General features: G+C 44.5%; 24 protein-coding genes and 1 riboswitch. Of the genes, 19 read left to right on the top strand and 5 right to left on the bottom strand.

The annotated features are described in order from the left end of the window. Positions 1-28 precede the first annotated feature (28 nt). From VNN20_13730 to VNN20_13720, 3 genes are all read left to right on the top strand, one after another. Positions 29-571, top strand: coding sequence for a transposase (locus VNN20_13730; GenBank protein ID HWP93249.1), 543 nt, complete (start codon positions 29-31; stop codon positions 569-571). An 87-nt stretch (positions 572-658) separates the two neighbouring features. Beyond that, complete coding sequence (gene ggt, locus VNN20_13725; protein HWP93248.1) at positions 659-2,413, top strand: gamma-glutamyltransferase; 1,755 nt, start codon at positions 659-661, stop codon at positions 2,411-2,413. Between the two features lie 81 nt (positions 2,414-2,494). After that, a complete protein-coding gene (locus VNN20_13720; protein HWP93247.1) occupies positions 2,495-2,944 on the top strand; it encodes a transposase in 450 nt (149 codons plus the stop codon). Between the two features lie 85 nt (positions 2,945-3,029). Here the strand turns inward: VNN20_13720 and nadA are convergent, their stop codons facing one another. Together nadA and nadC are read right to left on the bottom strand one after the other, a co-directional pair. After that, on the bottom strand, positions 3,030-3,983 hold the full coding sequence (gene nadA / locus VNN20_13715) for a quinolinate synthase NadA (GenBank protein HWP93246.1): 954 nt from the start codon (positions 3,981-3,983) through the stop codon (positions 3,030-3,032). A 41-nt stretch (positions 3,984-4,024) separates the two neighbouring features. Continuing rightward, positions 4,025-4,870 (bottom strand): carboxylating nicotinate-nucleotide diphosphorylase, encoded by an 846-nt coding sequence (nadC, locus tag VNN20_13710; protein HWP93245.1) that lies wholly within the window; start codon positions 4,868-4,870, stop codon positions 4,025-4,027. Positions 4,871-5,273: 403 nt separating this feature from the next. Between nadC and VNN20_13705 the strand changes: the two genes are divergently transcribed. Beyond that, a complete protein-coding gene (locus tag VNN20_13705; GenBank protein ID HWP93244.1) occupies positions 5,274-6,131 on the top strand; it encodes a GGDEF domain-containing protein in 858 nt (285 codons plus the stop codon). Between the two features lie 60 nt (positions 6,132-6,191). Here the strand turns inward: VNN20_13705 and VNN20_13700 are convergent, their stop codons facing one another. The 3 genes from VNN20_13700 to VNN20_13690 form a co-directional block, all read right to left on the bottom strand. Continuing rightward, on the bottom strand, positions 6,192-7,193 hold the full coding sequence (locus VNN20_13700) for an iron ABC transporter permease (GenBank protein ID HWP93243.1): 1,002 nt from the start codon (positions 7,191-7,193) through the stop codon (positions 6,192-6,194). A 48-nt stretch (positions 7,194-7,241) separates the two neighbouring features. Beyond that, positions 7,242-8,015: an ABC transporter ATP-binding protein gene (locus VNN20_13695; GenBank protein ID HWP93242.1), complete on the bottom strand. Its 774-nt coding sequence runs from the start codon at positions 8,013-8,015 to the stop codon at positions 7,242-7,244. 138 nt (positions 8,016-8,153) lie between these two features. Next, positions 8,154-9,044 (bottom strand): cobalamin-binding protein, encoded by an 891-nt coding sequence (locus VNN20_13690; GenBank protein HWP93241.1) that lies wholly within the window; start codon positions 9,042-9,044, stop codon positions 8,154-8,156. A gap of 80 nt (positions 9,045-9,124) precedes the next feature. Continuing rightward, a riboswitch (cobalamin riboswitch) is annotated at positions 9,125-9,312 on the bottom strand. A 277-nt stretch (positions 9,313-9,589) separates the two neighbouring features. Between VNN20_13690 and VNN20_13685 the strand changes: the two genes are divergently transcribed. The 15 genes from VNN20_13685 to VNN20_13615 all read left to right on the top strand — a co-directional run. Next, on the top strand, positions 9,590-10,198 hold the full coding sequence (locus tag VNN20_13685) for a glutathione S-transferase family protein (GenBank protein HWP93240.1): 609 nt from the start codon (positions 9,590-9,592) through the stop codon (positions 10,196-10,198). Positions 10,199-10,463: 265 nt separating this feature from the next. Further along, the gene (locus tag VNN20_13680) at positions 10,464-10,697 is read left to right on the top strand and encodes an AbrB/MazE/SpoVT family DNA-binding domain-containing protein (protein HWP93239.1); all 234 of its coding nucleotides are present in this window, start codon (positions 10,464-10,466) and stop codon (positions 10,695-10,697) included. A gap of 31 nt (positions 10,698-10,728) precedes the next feature. After that, positions 10,729-11,139, top strand: coding sequence for a PIN domain-containing protein (locus tag VNN20_13675; GenBank protein ID HWP93238.1), 411 nt, complete (start codon positions 10,729-10,731; stop codon positions 11,137-11,139). Between the two features lie 67 nt (positions 11,140-11,206). Next, on the top strand, positions 11,207-12,496 hold the full coding sequence (aroA, locus tag VNN20_13670; protein HWP93237.1) for a 3-phosphoshikimate 1-carboxyvinyltransferase: 1,290 nt from the start codon (positions 11,207-11,209) through the stop codon (positions 12,494-12,496). Positions 12,497-12,674: 178 nt separating this feature from the next. Further along, a complete protein-coding gene (gene cmk, locus VNN20_13665; GenBank protein HWP93236.1) occupies positions 12,675-13,349 on the top strand; it encodes a (d)CMP kinase in 675 nt (224 codons plus the stop codon). Between the two features lie 4 nt (positions 13,350-13,353). Continuing rightward, complete coding sequence (ispH, locus tag VNN20_13660; protein HWP93235.1) at positions 13,354-14,208, top strand: 4-hydroxy-3-methylbut-2-enyl diphosphate reductase; 855 nt, start codon at positions 13,354-13,356, stop codon at positions 14,206-14,208. Positions 14,209-14,256: 48 nt separating this feature from the next. Further along, on the top strand, positions 14,257-15,936 hold the full coding sequence (locus VNN20_13655; protein HWP93234.1) for a 30S ribosomal protein S1: 1,680 nt from the start codon (positions 14,257-14,259) through the stop codon (positions 15,934-15,936). Between the two features lie 11 nt (positions 15,937-15,947). Continuing rightward, positions 15,948-16,829, top strand: a complete 882-nt coding sequence (gene sppA, locus VNN20_13650; protein ID HWP93233.1) for a signal peptide peptidase SppA — start codon at positions 15,948-15,950, stop codon at positions 16,827-16,829. 2 nt (positions 16,830-16,831) lie between these two features. Then, the gene (locus VNN20_13645; GenBank protein ID HWP93232.1) at positions 16,832-17,320 is read left to right on the top strand and encodes an HIT domain-containing protein; all 489 of its coding nucleotides are present in this window, start codon (positions 16,832-16,834) and stop codon (positions 17,318-17,320) included. 3 nt (positions 17,321-17,323) lie between these two features. Next, complete coding sequence (locus tag VNN20_13640) at positions 17,324-17,668, top strand: LapA family protein (protein ID HWP93231.1); 345 nt, start codon at positions 17,324-17,326, stop codon at positions 17,666-17,668. 44 nt (positions 17,669-17,712) lie between these two features. Further along, a complete protein-coding gene (gene lipA / locus VNN20_13635) occupies positions 17,713-18,639 on the top strand; it encodes a lipoyl synthase (protein HWP93230.1) in 927 nt (308 codons plus the stop codon). A gap of 181 nt (positions 18,640-18,820) precedes the next feature. Further along, the gene (locus tag VNN20_13630; GenBank protein HWP93229.1) at positions 18,821-19,234 is read left to right on the top strand and encodes a hypothetical protein; all 414 of its coding nucleotides are present in this window, start codon (positions 18,821-18,823) and stop codon (positions 19,232-19,234) included. Positions 19,235-19,494: 260 nt separating this feature from the next. After that, positions 19,495-22,512, top strand: a complete 3,018-nt coding sequence (locus VNN20_13625; GenBank protein HWP93228.1) for an ATP-binding protein — start codon at positions 19,495-19,497, stop codon at positions 22,510-22,512. After that, positions 22,487-23,863, top strand: coding sequence for a sigma-54 dependent transcriptional regulator (locus VNN20_13620; protein HWP93227.1), 1,377 nt, complete (start codon positions 22,487-22,489; stop codon positions 23,861-23,863). Before VNN20_13625 ends, VNN20_13620 begins: the two co-directional genes overlap by 26 nt. 284 nt (positions 23,864-24,147) lie before the next feature. After that, the coding region (locus VNN20_13615; protein HWP93226.1) for an acetyl-coenzyme A synthetase N-terminal domain-containing protein at positions 24,148-24,390 on the top strand (243 nt) is incomplete at its 3' end.

Raw genomic sequence — 24,390 nt, 5'->3', positions numbered from 1 at the left:
TTATCTGAAAAGTATAACAGAGTTCAGTATGGGATTATACAAAGATAAATACCGCATCGATTCCACCCGATTAAAAGATTGGGATTATTCATCCAGTGGGTATTACTTTGTTACTATCTGTACCAAAAAACAAGAGTGTTTTTTTGGTGAGGTTGTAGATGGTCAAATTAGATTATTTGAAACTGGAGAAATTGCGGCAGAGGAATGGCAGAAGACAGAACAAATCCGTCAAAATGTAAAATTGGACGAATGGGTAGTAATGCCGAATCATATACACGGTATAGTCATCATTACAAATAATGTAGAGACGACCCGCCGGGTCGTCTCTACATTAAAACCAAATTCACTGGGTGCAATTATAGGACAATTTAAATCTGTTACCACTAAGAGGATTCGTGCAAAGGGTTATTCAGATTTCGCCTGGCAACCACGGTTTTACGAGCACATCGTCAGAAGCGAGGAATCCCTAGAAAAAATCAGGGAATACATTTTGAATAACCCTATAAAATGGGAATTGGATGAATACCATCCTGAGAACTTAATCGTCGCAAAAATACAAAGTGAAAAATAATTATTCCGTGGCTTTCTGTTCAAACTTTCTGGAGGAGCCAGATTTCAACTTTTTGTTAATTCACTTTTAAAATTAATCGAAAATCCTATGCATAAAAAACCTCTAGTTCACTTGGCCCGAAGACAGATAATCTTTATAGTTGCATTACTTTTATTAATTCAAATAAGGACACATGTTCAGGCAGAAGAATCTCCCCTCTTCAACCCACAGGACATATTCCATCCGGTCACATCTCGAAACGGTATGGTGGCCACGGATAACCGCTATGCAACCGAGGCCGGACTACAGATTTTAAAGGAAGGAGGAAACGCCATAGATGCCGCCGTGACCATCGGATTTACGCTTGCCGTTACCTATCCCCGCGCCGGAAACATAGGCGGCGGGGGATTCCTGCTGGTTTACCTTGCAAAATCTAATGAAGTCGTGGCTATTGATTATCGGGAAAAGGCTCCCAAGGCGGCAACCGAAGATATGTTTCTAGATAAAAGCGGCAACGTAAATACCGAGAAATCAAGGCATAGCTACCTTGCCGTAGGAGTTCCGGGGACGGTTGCCGGCCTTACCTTGGCGCTTGAGAAATACGGGACGGTCAGTCTGGAAAGGGCGTTGAAGCCTGCTATAGAATTCGCGGAGAGAGGATTACCGGTGGATGAGGAGCTTCAGAGGTCGTTGCTCGATGCAAGGGATAGATTGAGGGCTTCCCCGGCCAGCATGGGGATTTTCTTCAAAAAGGACGGCACTCCTTACCGAGTCGGCGAGTTTTTGGTTCAAAGAGACCTGGCCTGGAGCTTGAAACAAATTGCTCGACATGGACCGGCTGCCTTCTACAAAGGGGAAATTGCCCAGAAAATCGCCTTCACCATGAAATCGAACGGCGGTTTGATTACCAAGGAGGACCTGGCCTCGTATGAAGCGGTCATTCGTGAACCCGTTCATGGTAAGTATAGGGGGTATGACATTTACTCCATGCCTCCACCCAGCTCGGGCGGGGTACATCTAATCCAGGTGCTGAATTTGCTTGAACCATTTCCCATGAGCAAATTCGGACATAACACAGCACAAACAATTCATCTCATGGCGGAGAGCATGAAATTGGCTTATGCCGACCGCTCAAAGCATTTAGGCGACCCTGACTTTGTGGATGTGCCGGTCTCGGGATTGATATCAAAGAGATATGCAGATGAGCTGAGGCTTAAAATAAATTTCTCCAAAGCCGCACCCAGTGCGGAAATATTGCCCGGGAACCCGGTTAAATTCGAAGAGGACAACAACACCACCCACTTCTCGGTTATGGACAAATACGGAAACGCCGTCTCCAACACCTACACCTTAAACTTCAGCTATGGGACGGGGATTACTATTCCGGGTACTGGTATTCTTCTAAACAACGAGATGGATGACTTCTCCGCAAAACCGGGCGAGCCGAATGCCTACGGGCTAATTGGCGGAAGGTATAACGCTATCGAGCCCGGGAAAAGAATGCTGAGTTCTATGACCCCGACGATTGTAATGAAGAACGGAAAACCGTTCCTGGTCACCGGAAGCCCCGGCGGCAGTCGAATAATCACCGTCGTACTGCAAATGATAATGAACGTAATCGACCACGGGATGAATATAGAAGCGGCAACCAATGCCGTACGTATTCACCATCAATGGCTGCCGGATGAACTGCGGGTGGAGAAGGGGTTAAATCTGGATACGATTCGCTTACTGACGGAAAAAGGCCATAAAGTTGTGGTTGGTAATACGATGGGCAACGCAGAGAGCGTTATGCGCATAGGAGATTTCTTCTACGGTGCATCCGACCCCAGAAACCCGGGCGGGTTGGCCGAGGGGTATTAGTCTACGGTTTTAAAATTGATATAATTAATCTATAAAGCGATGTCCCGCGATTCCAAGAGGTACTATAGGCGTAGTATTAGATTGAAAGAATATAATTATTCAAAGCCTAGTGCTTATTTTGTAACGATATGCACGAAAGATAGAGAATTGTACTTTGAAAAATATGCTAAGTTTAAAGAAATTGTTAATCTAGAATGGCTAAAGATACCTAACGGATACCCAGGTGTTCAGTTGAGTGAATTTATCATTATGCCAAATCATATACATGGGATACTAATAATTGTAGGGGCAACCCTAGTGGTTGCCCAAAATAATAGGGCGGGTGCAAGCCCCGCCCCTACCATCGGTGAAATTATCGGGGCCTTTAAGTCGATATATGTAAATGAATGGTTGAAATATATAAAAGAAAATATGCTTGACGCCGTTGGAAAATTTTGGCAACGCAGCTACTACGAACATATTATCCGGGACGAAGGCTCCCTCAATCGCATCCGCGAGTATATTATCAATAATCCGCTTCGTTGGCACTAGGACAGAGAAAATCCGGACAAAACTGGTGAAGATGAATTTGATTTATGGATTGAAAGGGAATTTAAAACAAGACCAAAATCAGGGCTTAATTAGCCGATATCTCCAGCATCCGGTCGATGGCCTTCTTGGCTCTTAGGGCGATCTTTTCCGGAACCTTTACTTCGTATACTTCCTCTCTTAAGGAAGTTAAGACCTTATCCAGGGTTATCATTTTCATGTATTTACAAATTGCGTCTTCCTTGACCGGGTAAAAGGTCTTATCCGGATTCTCTTTCCTCATCCTGTGGAGTATTCCGGTCTCGGTAGCCACTATAAATTCCCTTGCCTTAGAGCGTTTCGGATGGTTGATCATCCCGCCGGTGGAAAGGAAATGGGTGTGCCCATTTTTAATCGACCCGTTGGCTGTATAACACATGAAAGACGTGGTGCAGCCGCATTCGGGATGGATGAGCATTTCCGCTTCCGGGTGAGCTTCCCTCATCTTGTCGATATTAGAAGGCCTGATACCGGCATGAACGTGGCACTCTCCAAGCCAGATATTGAGTTTTCGTCCAGTAACCTTAGCCACATAAGTTCCAAGAAACATATCCGGCAGAAAGAGAATCTCCTTATCTTCAGGGATTGAGTTCACCACTTTTACCGCGTTAGAGGAAGTGCAGCAGTAATCACTCTCCGCTTTAACCTCGGCGCTGGTATTTACGTAAGAGACCACAACCGCATTGGGATGTTCCTCTTTCCATTCCCTCAACTGTTCTGCGTCGATCGTATCGGCAAGAGAGCATCCCGCTTGAAGGTCGGGTATTAGCACCTTCTTATCTGGACAGATTACAGATGCGGTTTCGGCCATGAAGTGAACGCCGCAGAATACAATTATATCTGCCTCGGTTTTAGCGGCCATTTGGGAGAGAGCAAGAGAGTCCCCCACAAAGTCGGCGATATCCTGGACCTCTCCTATTTGATAATTGTGGGCAATTATCACCGCATTTTTTTGTTTTCTGAGCCTATCGATTTCTTCAACAACCCGAGTGCGGTCTTCCATCTCTTTTCTTATACCTGCTGTACCTGCCTTGATGTTGATTACTATACCATATACATCCCTACGTCTAAAGCGCTGGGAGAATGCGTAAGAGAGCCTATGGATATAGAATCAACCCCGGTCTCAGCGATGCTCCTGATGTTCTTCAATGTGACTCCCCCCGATGCTTCGGTGATGGCTTTGTGGTCTATGATTCTCACCGCCTCTTTCATTAGCTCTATGGGCATGTTATCTAGCATAATCCAGTCTACCCCGACAGAAAGTGCCTCCTTTACTTCCTCGAGAGTAGATGTCTCCACCTCTATTTTGGATTCAGTTTTACCACTCTGGCGGATGAGCCTGACTGCATTCGTTATACCACCAGCGAGTTTTATATGGTTATCCTTAATTAAAACGCCGTCATAAAGCCCGAAGCGGTGGTTGTATCCGCCGCCAACCGATACTGCATATTTATCCATGATTCTGAGTCCCGGTGCGGTTTTTCTCGTATCCAGTATCTTTACCGGAAGCCCCTCTACCGCTTTCACGAATTTGGAGGTAAGGGTGGCAATCCCGGATAGCCTCTGAAGAAAATTGAGCGCTGTGCGCTCTCCGGTGAGGATGGCCCGGGTTGAGCCCTCGATTTCAGCGAGAATATCTTTTGGCCTTACTGTTTGGCCGTCTCGCATTCTCTCATTCCAGAGGACATTTTTATCGAGCTTCATAAAAACCTTTCTGGCAATGGGAAGGCCAGCCACTCTACCCTCTTCTTTCGCCATAATTACCGCCCGGCATTTTCCTCCCTCGGGAAATAGTTGGTTTGTGGTGATATCCCCACCGTCAACATCCTCACGGAGTGCGTTTTCTATGATTGGTTCCAGTTTGTTCCAGTCCAGTCCTACTTCTTTCATCTCAGTCTACAGTATTAAGATTAACATTTGCCTGCATATTTCAAGGGCATCGATAGAAAATAACCCTCAAAGGCTAGCTGCTGAGCTTTTGAGAATATTCCAACAGGCGACCAGTATATAACCAAAGCGGGAAGGCCATTGGCGATACCGGCTACCAGGTTTTAAACGTGTCTTCTTTAATCTTTATCATGCTACGGAACAACCGGTAAACTTCACTGTAACCTTTTTAACCTCCCTATTTTCGTAATAGTTATATTTATTTTTGAGATTCAAATCTATTAGATTTTTTGATACAATCAATAAAACAATAATTCGATTTTTTAGCAGGTAGGTGCATACAGGCAATCAAGGCAGATTATGAAGGCCCGGTCGGGAAGCAAGACAAACCCAGAGAGCGAGCATAATGGAAACTAGAAACGCCCCGTCTCGCCTAAGATTAAACCCGCATAAACGGCTGGCTGGTTCCATAGTCCTTATACTGATGATTTTTCTTCTTTCGTTTCTGCTTGCAACCGGGGGATTTGAAAACACCGGTATTTTTTGGTTTTCCACCTTTCCACTCCTTGCCTTTTTTCTCAAGGGTAAAAAGAAAGGGCTCCTGTGGATAGTCCTTTTGCTTCTTGTGGAATTTATCGTCTTGCTGCTCCATCACTGGGATTTTCTCGATGTTCCCTATTCATCGGAAACCCTCCACCAGGCGTTTTTCAGCTTTGTCATAGTTTCTATTCTGGCGTTTTCTTATGAGTACATAAGAGAGCTTCAGGCAAACCAGCTTAAGAAAGTGGCAGCCATAGACACACTCACCAAAGCCTACAACAGAAGCAAGATCACCGAAGTTCTTGAGCACGAAATAGAGATTGCCAGAAGATATAAAATCGATTTATCTTTGATCATGTTTGACCTGGACCATTTCAAGGAAATAAACGACTCTTACGGGCATCAGGTCGGCGATTTAGTCCTGGAAAAGGTTGCAGATATTATCAGGACAACTATCAGAAAAACGGACTACTTTGGAAGGTGGGGGGGAGAGGAATTTGTTATGCTTCTACCCCAAACTAATTCGGAGGGCGCCAAGATACTGGCTAAGAGAACCGCGGGTAGTATAGAGAGCTATAAATTTGATGACGTCGGAAAGGTAACTGCCAGCTTTGGATTGACCGAGTTTAGGCCAGGAGATGATATCGATAAGCTCATCAAGAGAGTGGACGATGCCCTGTATAAGGCTAAGAACAGTGGAAGGAACCTGATCATCGAGCTTTGATGTTCGAGCATGCCAGGATGATAAGTTGAATGCTACCGCTTCAATACCCCTGGCGGCTATTCAAACTATCACTTCCTTTTTTGTCCTGAGGAGAAGCCACAAGAAAAAAACGCCTCCTATGGAAGCTGTAACTATACCCACCGGGATTTCAACGGGAGAGAAAAGGGTCCTGGATAATGTGTCCATCGCCATGAGGAATGACGCCCCGAGAAGGAATGAACAGGGAAGAATAACCCGGTTATCCACCCCCAGAATCATCCGGAGAACGTGTGGTATTATGAGCCCGACAAACCCGATCGGCCCGGTCACCGAGATTACCGCGCTCGCCGCGAGCGAGGTGGCGAAATAGATTTTTTTCTCCATAGAATCCACGTCCACCCCAAGGGAGCAAGCAACGTCGTCTCCGAGGGCAAATAGATTCATATCCTTGGTGATGGAAAGTAAAATGAGACAGCCGGGAATGGCAAGGAGAACGGTTTTCCAAACGGAGTCGAGTCCCACTACATCAAGACTTCCCATGATCCATCTCATGGTCTGGAGCGATTGAGTGAAGTCTGAAAAGAACTGGATGAACAGGATCAGTGCGGAATAGAGAAAGTTGGCCACGACCCCGGCCAGCAGAAGCCTTCCCGTAGCTACAACTCCTCTCACCTTAGAGATTGAATAGACAAAAAATATGGTGAATACGGCAAAGAGAAAGGCAAAGATAGTAATGGATGAGAAGCCAAAAACGGTCTGTGCCAATCCCAACCTTATGGCGATGAGTGCGCCCAGCGACGCTCCGCCCGAGACGCCCAGTGTAAAAGGAGAGGCGAGAGGGTTTCTAAAAAGGGCCTGAAGTCCGGCACCGCACACCGCCAGAGTGCCCCCGGCAACTGCGGCCATCAGCACCCGGGGAACTCTAATCTTTAAGAGGACTGTTTTCGATAATTCGTCACCAGACAGAAGCGCTTTTATCGGGTTCACCTGGTAGGTTCCGGCAAATACGCTAATTCCGGCGATTAGAATCCATAAAAGGAACAGTAAACTCAACGAGACGATCAGCTTCTTCTTGGCGTTCATCTTTTCTATTGTAGAGATGCATTGCCATGCGTCTCTACATTAATTTTTTTACTCTGCGGGAAGGACGAATATCTTCCCATCCTCTTTTCTCACTCTGACCTCTATTCCATAGACGGCGGTTAACACGTCTTCTTTCAATATCTCTTCACACTCACCCGACGCAAATATCCTTCCGTCCTTGAGCATTAAGACCTGGTCAAAGTAAAATAGCCCTGAGAAGATATCGTGCGTTGCGGCGATAACGGAGATGTTTTTTTCCTCCTTCAGCTTATTCAGCAATTTCATGGCTTCGGTTTTGTGCTTTAAATCCAGGAAGGTGGCCGGCTCGTCAAGAATCATGATTTCAGGCTCCTGGGCTAGAGCACGGGCGAGTGAAACGAGCTGTCTCTCCCCGCCGGAAATCTCGGTGACGAGCCGCTCTTTTAGGTGGGCTATTCCCACCGTCTCCATGGCATCGAGAGCGATTTTCCAGTCGCTTTCCCTCTCAAATTCAAACCTTCCCACATAAGGGGACCTTCCCATAAGAACTATTTCCGCAACGCTGAAAGGAAAACCGAAGGCCGGACTCTGGGGAACATAGGCAATTTTTTTAGCAATTTCCCTTCTGTCCAAGCCCTTTAGCTCTTTGCCTTTGTAGAACAACCGTCCGCTCTTTATGTTAATTATCCCGGAGAGAATCTTGAGGAGGGTCGACTTTCCGGCGCCATTCGCGCCAAGAAGCCCGACCATCTTGCCTCTGGCAATGGAGATATCTATCCCTTTTAAAACCTCGGTCCCGTCATAGGAAAACCTTATGTTCTCCCCTTCGATTATCTTTTCCATATTTTCTTGTGACTAAACCACGAGGGCACTAAGACACTAAGTTAGAATACGGAATGTAGAAGTCAGAAGAAGAGAAGTTGTCTCTCCTGTATTCTGGCTTCTGGATTCTTGTTGAGACTCATACTCTTCCTTTGTGTCTTAGTGGTGAATATTTATCCTTCCGTATCTGTCAAAAATCTCCGGGTGCAAGATCCTGGCTAAAATTCTGGTTCCTTCCACCACCCGCTGGCTTGGATGAAGAAGAACAGTGCTGGATACAGAGTAAATCTCTTTATTGCTCACCGCTGATACCCGCTTAAGCTCGCCCCATTCCGCCAGTACCTTGTCTTTCTTGTCCAGCTTTTCATGATTTATCTCGATTATTACCTCCGGATTGAGCTTGAGTATAGCCTCCCTAGAAACCTTTACTGCCAGCCTGTCGCTATCTATCACATTTTCACCCCCGGCGATGGTTATCATCTCGTTCATAAAACCGGTTCTTCCGATGACATAAATGTCTTCGAGCGTCCCCGGGTTTCTTCCCACGACAAAAAGTAGCCTCTTAGGAGTGATGTTTTTTGTTTTCGTCCTAATCTCTTCCAAATCGGAATCCATGTCTTCCGCCAGTTTCTTGGCTTCTGCCTCTTTACCCAGGGCTCTACCTATTTGCTCTATCGAGTCCGCTATATCTTTGATCGAGCCGTTGCAATCTACGGAGAGCGTGTTTAAGCCCAGTTTTCTGATTTTATCTCCGAAGATTTCATTCTGGTCCTCGATCATGATTACCAGGTCCGGTTTTAACTCTAGTATCGCTTCTAGGTTGGGGTCGATCCAGCCCCCGACTTTTGGAAGACCTTCGACTTCCGGTGGGAAATCGGAGTAAAGCGTAACGCCGACAACCTTCTCCATTGCTCCAAGTCCGTAGATGATCTCGGTTATATTCGGAGAGAGGGATATTATTCTTTCTGGAAAAGGCCGTGAAGAGGAATAAGAGAAACCAAAAGGTACTAGAGTAAGAAAAATTAAGTAGATTTGGAGATATCTTTTCATCAAATCCTCGCCTTTCGAAAGAAGAGGAGCGAGGATTATCCTTGTCCAAGGAATACATCACCCTCTTCCCTCGAAGATAAGTGAAAACTGGAGTCCCAAGCAGGTCTTCTGGCTCGTAGCCTGAGCACCTTGCGCCTTCCCAGAACACTAAAAACCAGTGGCGTCTTGCAAGGCGCCTTATGGGCTACTCACAGCAGCGGGGCTGCACCGGACTCTCACCGGATTTCCCTTTTAAGCCTATGTCGGCGCTTGAGAATCTGTGTTGTTAAAGATCTAATAACACCGAGCATAAAATTACCCTTTTTTAACATTATAAGTCAAGAACAATAAGAAAGTGGAATTTTTAATCCTACCCTCGCTATCAAAACCTTAGTGGAGGGGTAAGGCCGAAATTCTTTAATTCCCCGGCCGGATAAAAACGTAGGGAACACATATATGCGTTCCCTACATCATTCACGTATTTAGCAAGCCCATGTATTGCTATAACTATGGCGCTAAAAATCCAGCTTATAATCCCTGCATGAAGTCTAGGTATACTATTCGTCATGATCAAACTCTACGATTACCCCCAGTGCCCGTTTTGTCGAAAGGTGAGAGTGGCTCTGGCCGAAAAGGGAATAGAATATGAGAAGGTGTTCGTAGATTTGAGAAAGAAGGAGCAGAAGAGTGAAGATTTTCTAAAACTCAATCCTTACGGCAAGGTGCCGGTACTGGTCAAAAACGGTGTGGTGATTTATGAATCAACCGTAATTAATGAATATCTCGAAGAAAAATATCCGGAACCGCCGCTTATGCCTGCTACTCCTGAGGACAGGTCAAGGGTGAGAATTCTGGTGGACTTCTGCGAGTCCCATTTTCACCATCCCTGGTTCAACATCTACATGCAGATGACCTTTAGGCCGGTAGATAAGCGCGATAAAGAACTGATAGAAAAGAGCAAAGACGAGCTAAATAAGCACCTTAGCTATCTTAACCAGCTATTGGAAAAAAGCGACTATCTGGCCGGAAACTATAGTCTTGCCGACATAGCCTTTACTCCAAGGGTAGTACTCCTAGACTCATTTGGCATTTCAGTTTCTTCCGAATTCGGGAACTTGGCGGATTGGATAGAAAGGATAAAATCGAGACCGAGCTACCAGTCGTTGGGATTGTAGTTTGGCAAAAGCTTAGAGAAACAAAAAGTCATGACACGCACTAGCTCGAGGGTCCTAGAAAAGCTGTGTACTGGGATAATTAAACCCAAAGTATCTGTTCTCTGCCATTTCTTGTTTTTTGCACCTATTGCCAATATCTCACAAGATGATCTCCTTTGCAAGAGCGACGAATAATCACATAAGTCAATACCTAAGTTCCAAGTCGTATCAGAAATATATCTTGTATATTTTATTTTTATCTTGTACAGTAAATAAGGATTATTGCATGAAAACTACAGTCACAAAAAGAGGGCAAACGGTAATCCCTGCGGAACTGCGTCGAAAGTATAGGATTGATGAAGGCGCTATCTTGGAATGGATTGATACGGGAATGGAGATTCGCGTAATACCCATGCCTCAAGACCTAATCCAGGCTTTACGAGGCTCAGCAAAGGGTGAGAAATTAACCGAAAAACTTCTGAGAACAAGAAGGGAAGATAAAATTCGCGAGAAGAGATAGCCGGTCAAAATACACACGCCAGCAATCCTAGATGAAGAAACCTTATTTGCTGGACACATCTGCTATTATGACGCTTATGGAGAACGAAGCTGGTGCCGACCATGTAGAAGAAATTCTCCGAAATGAGTCGGTTTTATTGCCTTTTGTTGTCCCGTTTGAGGTCTATTACATCACTTTACAGGAGAAGGACGAACAAACGGCCGGTTATCGCTACGCTATGCTGAAAGCATTAAGAGTGACGCATCTTTGGGAGATGAATGAACCGATCCTGCTAACCGCTGCGCGTTATAAAGGACGGCACTCCATCTCTATTCCTGATTCTATAATTGCAGCTTTCGCCGCTCGTCATAGCGCTATCCTAGTTCATAAAGACCCCGAATATGAGACGCTAAAAGATGAAGTAGAACAAGAGATCCTTCCCTACAAGAGTAAAAAATTATAGCCCAAAAGCAACCTCGAGAACTGTTTAACTTGTTCAGTTTAGGTATAAATGGTAGCTTCTTAAACTTATGTCGATAGAAATTGTTCAAGGCGATTCTATTCCATTAAAAGGGGAATTCACTCCCCCTGGGGACAAGTCTATCTCCCACCGAGCAGTTATCATCGGGTCGCTGGCAGAAGGCTTTACCGAGGTTAATGGGTTCCTGAATTGTGATGACACGTTATCCAGCGCCAAAGCCATGAAGATGCTCGGGGTTCAGATGGAGATAAATAATGATAGGGTTAAGGTAGAAGGAAAAGGACTTTTTGGTCTTAACGAGCCCGAAGACTTCATCGATGCCGGCAACTCCGGGACTACGGCAAGGCTGCTTACAGGAATTCTGAGTGGCCAGAACTTCTTCACTACCATAACCGGAGATAAGTATTTAAGGGCCCGCCCTATGGACAGGGTGGTAAAACCCCTCACCCTTATGGGAGCAAAAATCTGGGGGAGGGATGACGGGAAAAGGCTTCCTTTGGCCATACAGGGAAGTAAGCTCTCCGGAATCAGTTACCGAATGCCGATGGCCAGTGCCCAGGTAAAATCTGCTCTGATTCTGGCCGGTCTTCACGCCGAAGGAGAGACAGAGGTCATAGAACCATCACCGACAAGAGACCATACGGAAAGGATGCTGTCCTATTTTGGGGTTAATTGTGGCAGGGATGGAACATGCGTTAAGATTAAAAATGGATGCACATTCAAAGGCAGACAAATATTTGTTCCCGCCGACATTTCCTCGGCGTCCTTCTTCATAGTCGCCGCCCTCATTAACCCAAGCTCGGAAGTCCTGATAAGGAATGTTGGTATAAACCCGCTCAGAACCGGTATCCTGCAAATATTGAAGAACATGGGGGGTAATATTGAAGTCCTGAATGAGAGGGAACTAAGCGGAGAGCCCGCAGGAGACATATTAGCTAAATCAAGCATGCTCAGGGGTATAGAAATAAAGGGTGAAATGATTCCAAAGGCAATAGACGAGCTTCCGGTGATTGCCGTGGCAGCGTGTTTCGCCGAGGGGGAGACGGTAATAAAGGATGCAAGGGAACTTAGGGTAAAAGAAACGGATAGGATTAGGGCTATGACTGCCGAACTCAAAAAGCTGGGTGCGGAGGTCGAAGAGCTCGATGATGGGATGATAATCAAGGGAAAGGAGATATTAAAAGGGGCCAAGTGCTCAAGCTGGGGAGACCACCGTATTGCCATGTCCCTGGCCGTTGCCGGTACACGGGCTAAGGGTGTTACGGAGATAGAGGATGCCAAGTGCGTGTCCGTGTCCTTTCCTGGTTTTTTTGATGTGATGAGTAAGCTCAGAAGTTGATGAAATTTTAGCCACTAAGGCACGAAGGCACAAAGGAAGAATATGAGTTTAAAGCCAGGAGCCAGAATACAGAATTTAGAAGTTTTCTTTTTGCTTCTGACTACTGACTCCTGGGTTCTGACTCCTTCTTTCTAAACTATAACTTAGTGTCTTGGTGACTTCGGGGCTAGTAAACAAGATGAAAAAAGGGATTATCATAACAATCGACGGCCCTTCTGGAGCGGGGAAAGGAACGGTGGCCAGAGCCTTGGCCAAAAGGCTTGGGTTTATCTACCTGGATACCGGGGCGATGTATAGGGCCGTGGCTCTTCATGCAAAGAGAAAAGGAACCGATTTAAATAACCAAAAAGAGCTTACCGACCTGCTTTTCGATGTTCATATCTCTCTTCAAAGGGACTCTAATTCCGATTTAAGGGTAATCCTGAATGAAGAGGATATAACCGAGGAAATCAGGACCCCGGAGATATCCAGCCTTTCCTCGTACATAGCCACGAAAAAGATAGTTAGGGATGTGCTCAAAAGGATGCAAAAGAGGATCGGAAGGGGTGGAAATATAGTGGCCGAGGGAAGGGATATGGGAACGTATGTCTTTCCGGATGCGGATTTCAAGTTCTATCTTGAGGCCACGCTCGACCAGAGGGCCAGAAGAAGATGGCTCCAACTAAAAGAGAGTGGAATCGATGAGGATATAGGCAAGGTAAGGGTAGAAATGGAAGAAAGGGATAAACAGGATATGGAGCGCTCAGAGTCGCCCTTGCATCCTGCCCCGAATGCGGTCATAATAGATACCACTAACCTTACCGTAGAGGAAGTGGTCAACCGGATAATTATGAAGCTGGAGGCGTCTAAATAGCACGATGGTTAGAAAGATTATACTGGCAGAGACGGCTGGAGTTTGCTTTGGGGTAGAAAGGGCTCTTAGAAAGTCCTTCGAGGTTATGGATGACTCTAATAGTCAAGAGGTTTACTCACTTGGTCCCATAATACATAATCCTCAGGTAGTGAAACGCCTAGAGGAAAGGGGCATAAAGGTGGCTGAAAAGCTTGACGATACTTCCAGCGGGACGGTCATAATCCGTGCTCACGGCGTGCCGGTGGGAACGGTGGGAACGGCAAAGGAGCGGGGGCTCAACGTGGTCGACCTTACCTGCCCCATAGTAAAAAAGCTTCAGTATGCGGTGAAGAAGCTGTCCGAAGAGGGATACTTCATTGTAATAGTTGGCGACAAGAAACATCCAGAGATCATCGGGGCAAGGAGCTACGCCGAGCCGGAGAAGATGATTATTGTGGAAAGTAAATCGGAGATAGGAGAGGAAATATTTGCCAAAAGGAAGATTGGAATCGTTGCACAGACTACGATAGCTTTCGAAAGGTTTCGCGAGGTTGTGGACGAATTCCTGGCCCGAAGCACCGAAGAAATAAAGATTTTTAACACTATCTGTGATGATATTTTCAACAAACAGCGCGAAGCCATCGAGCTGGCCAAGTCTGTGGATGTAATGGTGGTGATAGGCGGGAAGAACAGCTCGAACACGACCAAAATCGCCAAACTATGCCATGAGGTAAACCCCAATACCTATCAGATAGAGACGGCAAATGAGATTCGTTCTTTGGGCCTGGACCTGAATGAGAAGACGGTGGGGGTTACGGCGGGGGCTTCGACCCCGTCCTGGATCATAGAGGAAATACTGCAGGGCATTCAAGAAATATAATCCTTCATTCGATTAAATCTGCAAAAATAGTTGACAGGGATTTAACATATGGAAGAGAAAAACTTTGCCGAGCTTCTTGAAGAGAACCTGAATGTGCCGGACAGGGGAGAAATGTTCAAGGGTAGAGTGGTGCGCATCGACGATGAATACGCCTTTATCGATTTTGGCTACAAGTCCGAGGGAATCGTGGCCGTAGAGGAATTTCGGGCGAAAAACGGCGAGCCGGAGATAAATATAGGAGACGAAATCGATGTGATTCTGGAGAAGTGGGTAGACAACGAGGGACTTCCCCGGCTTTCCAAGAGAAGGGCCGACCTGGTCAAGGAATCGGAAAGGCTTCAAAAAATTCAGGAAAGCGGTAGTTTGGTGAGCGCTAGAATAATACAAAAGGTGAAGGGGGGGCTTATTGCCGATATAGGTAAGGAGGCAGAGATAAGGGCATTTATCCCTGCTTCCCAAATCGACCTAAGACCACAGGCCAACCTGGATAAATTCGTGGGCAAGGAGTTGGAAGCTAGGATCACCAAGCTATCCAACGAGGGAATAATTCTCTCCAGAAGAATCTATCTCGAAGAGCAGAGAGAAATTCTGAGAAAAAAGGCCCTCTCCACACTGACGGAAGGAAAAGCTGTCACCGGAAAAGTGGTAAAAATAATCGACCAGGGTGTTTTTGTAGACTTAGAGGGTGTTGACGGTTTTATCCCGGCAAGTGAACTCTCCTGGGGCAGGGTAAGACATCCCAGCAATGTTGTCTCGGAGGGCGATGAAATAAGGGTCGTGGTATTAAAAATCGAAGAGGGTGGAAAGATATCTTTAAGCCTCAAGCAGACCAAACCAGACCCGTGGACTCTGGTCGAGAAGAAGTATAAACCAGGGATTAAGATCAGGGGAAAGGTGGTCTCCATCACCGATTTTGGCGTTTTTGTGGAGATCGAGCCGGGGGTAGAAGGACTAGTACACGTCTCGGAGATAACATGGACTAAGAAATTCAGACATCCCAAGGAAGTAGTTAACATCGGCAGTCGTGTCGAGGCAGTAGTGCTCGAGGTCGATACGGGCAAGAAACGGATCGGGTTAAGCCTTAGGCGTATCGAGCGCAGCCCTTGGGAACTATTCAAGGAGCAAAATCCGGCTGGAACCAGAATAGAGGTGAAGGTCAAAAAGGTCACGGCTAAGGGTATACTCGCGGAGGTAAGCGAGGATTTGGTCGGGTTGGTCAGGCCCCAGGACATTTCCTGGAGAGGCAATACCGACCCTAACGAGTCATTCAAGGTTGATGACCAGATTGAGGTAGTTGTCCTGAACGTGGATGAAAAAAATAGAAGAATCAACTTGGGGATAAAACAGCTAACCATGGACCCTTGGGAAGAGGCGCTCCAGAAATATAAACCGGGTGAGACCATCCTCACTGGAAAGGTAATTTATATCAAGGAAAGAGGGGTGGTTCTTGAGCTCGAAAACGGAATCGAGGGCTTCATCAGGGGCTCCGACCTGGGACAAGATGGAACAAAAGACCTATCCAAGCTGGTTAAGCTGGATGAAGAAATCACTGCTCAGGTGACCGGGTTTGATAAGAAGAAACGCCAGGTTAATTTGAGCAAGAAACAATACGAAGCTTGGCTGGAGAAGGAGAGGGTATCGAGCTTTCTATCGTCACAGGGAGAGTCTTCGATAAAGCTGGGAGACCTATTGGGGGATAAACTAAAATCCTTTGGCAAAGAAGAGTGAGGTAACAGGATTTGCGGAGTTTCCTTCTTGCTATAGCAGTTTTAGCAATCATATTTTTTGTATTCCTGATAGGCATGGGGTTTGGCCTTTTAATCTCCGGAGAAGATGCCTTTGGGGCTAGGGATAGAGTTGCTGTACTGACCATAGATGACATAGTTTTAGACTCCCAAATATATCTCGACAGTATTTCCAAGATTAAAAAGGACGATAGCATTAAAGCCCTGGTCGTGAGAATAAACTCTCCGGGCGGTGCAGTTGGTCCGTCACAGGAAATATACGGCGAGATAAAAGAATTAAGAGAGAAGATGCCGGTTATCGCCAGCTTAGGGGCTGTCGGTGCATCCGGGGGTTACTACATAGCCTGTGGGGCCGAGAAAATCTTAACCAACCCCGGTACCATTACCGGCAGCATTGGCGTGATCGCCCAATTTGTGAACTACGACCAGCTCATAAGATGGGCGAAGATGGATGTTGAGGTAATAAAGAGCGGCCAATTCAAGGACGCCGGCTCCCCCTTCCGGGAAATGAGCGAAGCAGAAAGAGAATATTTCCAGGAACTCATCGATAACGTGCATTCCCAGTTTAAGCTGGCTGTTTCCGAAGCCCGGGGAATCGCCCCCGATGAGATAGATAGGATTGCTGATGGTAGGGTATTCACCGGAGAGCAGGCAAAAAACCTGAGGCTGGTCGATGAATTCGGCACCCTCAGCGATGCAATAAATCTGGCTGGAACCAAGGGCGGAATAGGCGAGGAGCCCGACGTCGTTTACTACCCTAAAAGAAAGGCGCCATTCATTGACCTCCTCCTTTCCAAGTTTCAAGTTCCGAATATATCCGGTTTTCCCGTAAAAGAACGTTTTGGACTTTTTTATCTTGTTGATATAATACGTTGATTATGAAAACTATCTGGGCTCCTTGGAGAATAGATTATGTCACCAAGGAAAAGGAAGATGTATGTATCTTCTGTGAAAAACCAAAAGAAAAGGATGACCGGAAAAACCTCATTCTTTATAGGGGTGAGAGTGGATTTATTATTTTGAACCGTTACCCCTATTCTAACGGACATCTAATGTCGGTACCCTACAGACACACTAGTGATCTCAGCGAGCTTAGCGATTCGGAAAGGCTTGAGCTGATGAATCTTACTATAATGTGTGTGGAGTTGCTTAAGGTTATTAAGCCGGATGGATTTAATGTAGGAATGAACCTGGGCCGGGTGGCCGGGGCGGGTATAGACGATCATCTTCATTTTCATGTAGTGCCGAGATGGAATGGAGACACGAATTTCATGCCGGTCATCGGCGACCTGAGGGTTATGCCGGAATACCTTGACCAGACTTATCTCAGGCTTGCTCAAGAATTAAAAATCAAAGGAGAGAGGTGAGAAATGAGGTTTATCAAGATAATCATCATTGCTTTGCTATTCGTCGTGGCCCTAGTCCTCATTATTCAAAACCAGGAAGTTTTCACACACAAGTTTGAGCTTAAGCTCGACCTCATGGTTTATAAAATCGGTCCCTACCTGACTTCCAATCTGGTGCTGACGGTCGCCGCATTTCTAATCGGCGTATTCTTTGCCGTGATTTGGGGAGCTTTTTCTTCGGTGACTTTGAGGTCGAAGCTAAGGGAAAAAGAAAGAAGAATAAAGGAGCTGGAAAGGGATAAAAGAGAATCCATACTTTCTCCCTCTCCTTTCGGCGCTCCATCCACCGAGACAGAAAAAACGGAATAAAAATTTCTTGCTCTATGTTTTTAGATTAGAGTTATATTATATATATGCAGACACTCCAAAAACCAAGATGGATCAAGGCCAAGGTTCCTTCCGGCGCTAACTATAAGCACTTAAAAACCCTCATGCGAAGCCTCAATCTTCACACCGTTTGTGAAGAGGCCAGATGCCCTAATATCGGTGAGTGCTGGGGAGCGGGAACGCTCACTTTCATGATTCTCGGCGATATCTGCACCAGAAGCTGCGGATTCTGCAACGTAAAAACGGGGAGGGGTGGGGAGCTTGACTGGCATGAGCCGGAGAGGGTTGCTGAAGCAGTCAGCAAGCTTGTAGAGAACAACGCTTATATCAACCACATCGTCATCACATCGGTCAACCGCGACGACAAGAACTACGAAAGCGCGCTGTTATTCGCCGAAACCATCAGGAAGGTAAGAGAATACAATCCGGACGTTAACATAGAAGTTCTGATCCCCGATTTTAAGGGTGACATGAACGCATTAAAAGAGGTATTGGATGCAAGGCCGGATGTTTTGAACCACAACATCGAAACCGTGCCCCGGCTCTACTACCTCCCCCAGCAGTCTCCATCCGGACGGAGGAGGGCTGTGCGACCTCAGGCAAGATACGAGTGGTCGCTCCGGGTCCTGGAAGAAAGTAAAAGGATTGGACACGAGGGACTACTCACCAAATCGGGGATCATGGTCGGCCTTGGCGAAGAACTAGAGGAAGTTTTGGGTACGCTTCGGGACTTGAAGGACGTCGGCTGTGACATCGTCACAATCGGCCAGTATCTGCAGCCATCTCCGGACCACCTTCCCATCACCAGGTATTACCACCCTCTTGAGTTTGAATCCCTGAAGATATACGGCGAGACCATGATCGGAATCCCCCACATAGAGGCCGGCCCCCTCGTCAGAAGCTCCTACCATGCGCAGAAGCAGGTGATTAAGCTGGGTGGAGGGGTGAGTTAATTCGAGCTAAGATTTGGTTTTTTATTCCGTTTTTTTGTGGTTTGATCAGTTCTTTAATCCCTCATTCCCATGCGTCATCTCCGAAACTAGGTTAGTGTCTAGAAAATGTATGAGCGACATAAGCGCTTTGGATTATAATAAAATCGAATTTATAATAAAATATCATAGGAGGGAAATAGATATGTCGCGTTACCTTAATACAGGTCACTACGAGGCCTTCCTTCCCATAAATCTAGAGAATAAAGTTTATTACATGAGAGTATGGATTGAAACAGATGAGCTCGTAAAAGCTTTAAAGAAATTAGATTTGATTTTTGGAACTCCTGAAGAGCCTTACTGCCGAGACCTATACCAAGTCCCTATGGCTATAGAAAGACTGAATGATTTGATAATGGACCTGATTTCTGAAAACCCAGAGAGACTAAAACGGGTATGCGTCGAAAGAGTAGTAGCTAACACACTTTCTATGAAATACGGTGTTAAGAAGATGAAACACCCTATTGAATATCCGGAGGTGCTAGACCAAGTGGAACTCAATGTTACCACTCTATTCCCGGTTCTCAATACGCTGTTTGTGAAATCCTCACTAAATTAAAAAGAGGTTGTATTCCAAATACCAAATCCTTTATAATTGTTCAGTACAGGTCGTGATGGGGTAACAAAAGAACTCTGGATAGCAATTTTTATAATCTTTTTAGCTTTCCTTAGCTGGCCCCTAATTACCATATTCAATCAGCCTAATCTTATTTTTGGAATTCCGGTTTTCGTACTTTACTTGCTCTTTATCTGGTTGGTCATCATAGTCACTCTTTTTATTATAAATCTTATAGAAGACAACGAAGAGGACTCCTGAGAATGAGTCAAGTAACCTATATTTCTCTTTTTTTAATAATCGTAATTTATTTGACCTTCCTCTTTTTTGTAGCTTACTTTTCCGAAAAGTACGGCAAATATTTGGATTCTTATAGATTGCGATCCATTGTATACGTTCTTGCCGCTTCTGTATACTGTACGGCATGGACTTTTTATGGAAGTATAGGGCTTGCAGCAAATAGAGGATTAGAATTTTTAACAATCTACTTGGGTCCCGCTCTTATAGCCATTCTCTGGCCTATTATTCTTAAGAAGATTATCCGAATTTCTAAAGAGCAAAACATCACCTCGATATCCGACTTCATAAACAGCAGGTATGGAAAGTCCCATGCTTTAGGCACCTTGGTTACTGTACTAATATTATTTGGCGTTATCCCTTACATCGCCTTACAACTAAGGGCCATTTCACTTTCACTAAACGTAATAATAGGAGAGGGCTCTACTTTTAAATCCTTTGACCCTACTTTCTTTGCCGTAATAGTGCTTGGAATCTTTGCCATTATATTCGGTGTAAAGAACCTGGATTTTACAAAAGAACAAAAGGGACTGCTCACACTTATAGCTATTGAATCCTTAGTCAAGCTCCTTGCTTTTCTCATAGTCGGCTTCTACGTGACCTTCGGAATCTTTGATGGATTTGGTGATATATTCAGGAGGGCATATGAGAATTCTGAATATAGAAGGCTTTTAATCTTGAATAATGAATTTACCTCTTACTCAAGATGGTTCTCATTACTTTTTATATCCATGATGGCGGTTATGTTTCTTCCCAGACAATTTCACGTCATGGTCGTGCAAAATCGTGATGAAAGACATATAAGTCAGCTTAAGTGGATGTTTCCGCTTTATCTTTTTCTCATAAACGTCTTTGTACTTCCAATAGCACTTTCAGGGCTTCTTCTCGAGTTTCCTATATCCCAGGCTGACGATTTCATACTGCTTATTCCACAAAGCCATAAAAATAATCCAGTTCTAATGACAGTGTTTCTGGGTGGGTTTTCAGCAGCAACCGCCATGGTTATGGTTTCCTCTATTGCTGTAAGCAAGATGATCACAAACGATATTGTTATTCCCATTATCCTGAAGATGCAAAAACTGGGGAATATATACAAAGCAAACCTATATTCAACTAGAATCTCGATTCTCGTTGTAATACTTCTTGGCTATCTTTATGCAAATATTTTGGGGAAAGGACACCTTCTTGTAGACATTGGACTCCTCTCATTTACTGCAGTAACTCAGTGTGCCCCTGCCATACTGCTAGGTATATTCTGGGACAAGGGAAACAAGAAAGGCGCATTTACCGGCATTTCTCTTGGATTTTTTATCTGGTTTTACACTTTAATTATTCCGGCACTGGTTGAAAAAGGGTTTCTTTCATCTGAGATTATAGCTAATGGGCTGTTCGATATTTCTTTACTTAAGCCAACGGAGTTTCTCGGGCTTCGTGGTTTAGACGATATAACGCATACGGTCTTTTGGTCTATGTTCTTTAATGTGGGTGCATATATTCTTGTCTCCCTTCTCAGCGGGCAGGATGAAGAGGAGAGCATACAGTCAAACTCATTCGTTAAGGTTTTTCAGAAAGTCGAGTTTGAACCTCTCTTTCAAAGAAAAGCGATACTCTCTACGGATGAGATTAAGAAGCTTATCCATAAATATATTGGTCACGAAGGAGCGAACTTACTTTTAAAAGAGCTCTTTCCAGAGCAGAGATTGGAAAAGCCCGATTTTTCTATACACGAACTCCTTGAAATGAGGATTAAAGTCGAGAAACTCCTTTCTGCCTATTTAGGCGTGGCGGCAGCAAGATTTATCGTCGAGGATAAATTTACGATTTCCAAAGCGGAGGCTGAAAAGATAGTCGAGTCGTTCCAGAGAATGCAAACATCGCTCCGCGTAACCGAGGAAGAGATGAGAAAGCGGGAGAGGCTTTTTGCGAGCGTCGTAAGAAGCGTGGACGACGGTATTATCATCACGGATATGTTTGGAAGAGTCATAACTATTAACGCCGCAGGAGAGAAGCTTATTGGATATTCAAATAAAGAGATTACAGGAAAGCGTTATCTGAAACTGATAGACAAAAACACACCCAAAGAAACAAGGAAAAGGATTCTAAAGGAAACACAACTAGGAAGCAGTTGGAGAGGCGAGGTCGTAGTAAGAAAAAAGAACGGGGATACATTCCAGGCGTATCTCTCTATAACCTCGATCTTGAATGAGAGAGGAGACACGATTGGCATAGTGGGAGTCCTGAGGGATATAACTGATCAGATTGAGATGCAGAAAAGATTAATCCAGAAAGAAAAACTAGCGTCCTTGGGAGAAATGGCGGCCGGAGTGGCTCACGAAATAAGAAATCCTCTCGGAGGCATCAAGATGGCCGTTGGCCTTATCCGCGGAGACCTAGGTGAAAAGAGTTTCACTACCGATATGCTTGATAGCATTCTATCAGGAATAAAAGATATAGAAAACATAATAAATGATCTACTAGATTTCACACGAGAAACTAAGCTTGAAAAAGAATACTACAACATCGCTCGAATAATTAGAGGAGTCGTTAATTCTTTCCATCGTGAAATCAGGGAAAAGAGGATTCAGGTCCTATATGATAGGTTTCGAGATGACATCAACCTGAATGTTGACGGGATAAAAATTAGACAAGTATTTGCGAATATTTTAAAGAATGCAATTGAAGCAATAAATCACGAAGAAGGAAGAATCTTGATTAATCTTTATAATAATGAATCCTATGTTTTTATAGAGTTTATTGATAACGGCATCGGAATCTCGAAAGAAAATTTACAAAGGATGTACCATCCATTTTTTACGACGAAACCGAATGGGATAGGACTGGGAATGGCTATAGTAAAGAAGATAATAGACCTTCATAAAGGCGATATAGATATAAGGAGCGTGCCCGAGGAGGGCACAAGGCTAAAAATAACTTTACCCATGGGGGAGGTGGCATTCCATGAAAAGAAATATTTTAATAGTTGAAGACGACGAGATTTTTCTAAAACCACTTCTAAAAAATATCGAACGCGCGGGATACCGAGTAGCAACTGTAGACAATGCTAAAGCGGCACTCAGTCTTTTAAGAGAAGAGGATTTCGACCTAATAATTACTGACAAAAAGCTTCCAGATATGGACGGAGTGGAATTCATAAAGCAGGTTAAGGCAGAGAATGCAGATTTAGCAATTATTATGATGACCGCTTACGGCACTATTGAATCTGCGGTTGAGGTAATGAAGCTTGGAGCCGAGGATTACTTGGTAAAGCCCTTCTCGAACGAAGAGATGCTAATGGCAATTGAAAAAGCCCTAAAGTGGCAGGAACTTAGCTTTGCTAATAAATACCGAATAAATAAGTATAGCAAGCGTTTTACGTTTGAAAACATAGTTGCTCAGAGCAAAAAAATGATGAAAATTTTTGAACTTACGAAGAGCATACTGGATCTCGACACCACCATTATTATCTACGGTGAAACCGGCACCGGCAAAGAGCTTCTTGCTAATGCCATTCACTTTAATAGTCCGCGACGAGAAAAACCTTTCATTAAGGTTAATTGCGCGGCAATTCCAGACGAGCTTTTTGAAAGCGAGCTTTTTGGTTTTAAAAAAGGTGCATTCACTGGGGCAAATGAGAATAAAAGAGGGCTTTTTCAAATGGCAAACGGAGGGACTATTCTACTCGACGAAATAGGAGAGATGCCATTCAAACTTCAAGCCAAACTTCTCAGGGTGATCGAAGATAAAAAGGTTATAAGTCTAGGCAGTGAAAGAAGTGTAGACATTGACGTGAGGATTATCGCCACTACCAATAAGAATCTAGAGGTAGAGGTGGAAAAAGGAAATTTTAGAAGAGACCTCTTCTACAGGTTAAATATCATGCCTATCGAATTACCACCCCTTAGAGAAAGAAAAGAGGACATACCCCTTCTTGCAGTATTTTTCCTTAAGAAATATGCTAATAAGTTTAATAAGACTATAAAATCTATCTCAGAGGAAGCGATCGGCACTTTAGTTAACTATTCTTGGCCTGGAAATGTTAGAGAACTGGAGAACATAATTGAAAGGGCCATTATTATCGAGGATGGAGAGATAATCACCGATATTGAGAACCTATTATCAACGAGAAAGGAGACGAATTCAGTTGACCTTTCTGCAAGCTTCAAAGAGGCCAAGATCAAGGTGGTCGAGGATTTTGAGAGAACTTATATATCTGGACTCCTAGAAATCTATGGAGGGAAAATTACGACAGCGGCAAAACATGCAAATATGGACGTAAAAAACTTCTGGGAAAAGATGAAGAAATACGAAATCAAAAGAGATGCGTTTTCTGAATAGGATCTAAATTCTTCGAGGCCTACCAATAGATTTGCCGATTTTGAGGATATCTTGAAATCAAAATCTGTTTCTTGATTACCTCTTTTCTGCTATTGGTAATAAAACCAATAAATTTTGGTAACAAAACCAAATTCTATTTGCATAGGTTTGAAGTGACCTCTTGTTTTTCCTGAAATTATTAAAGTTTTTTATTTCCTTGGACTAGGTACAAAAGTTGCTATCTGATTGATTAGCTTAAAACGTCCCAAATAGAACTTTACTATACATCAAAAAGGAGTTAAACAGTGGAAGTTAAGGCAAAACCCATTGAAGCCCTTCTAGAGGAAGCAAGGTCTTTTCCACCTCCTAAAAAACTTAGGGCGAGCGCCCATGTAAAGGATAACTCGGTTTATAAAAAAGCGGAGCGTAACCGGGAGGCATTCTGGGAGGGTTTTGCAAAGGAGCTTCACTGGTATAAGAAGTGGAAAAAGGTGCTCGATTGGAAAGCGCCATACTCCAAGTGGTTTGTTGGAGGGAAAATAAACGTC

Source organism: Thermodesulfobacteriota bacterium (genome assembly GCA_035559815.1).
In the GTDB taxonomy this organism is placed as follows: Bacteria; Desulfobacterota_D; UBA1144; order Nemesobacterales; family CSP1-2; genus DATMAT01.
The sequence above is the reverse complement of the archived record's forward strand: the minus strand, read 5'-3'. Positions and strand labels throughout refer to the sequence as shown.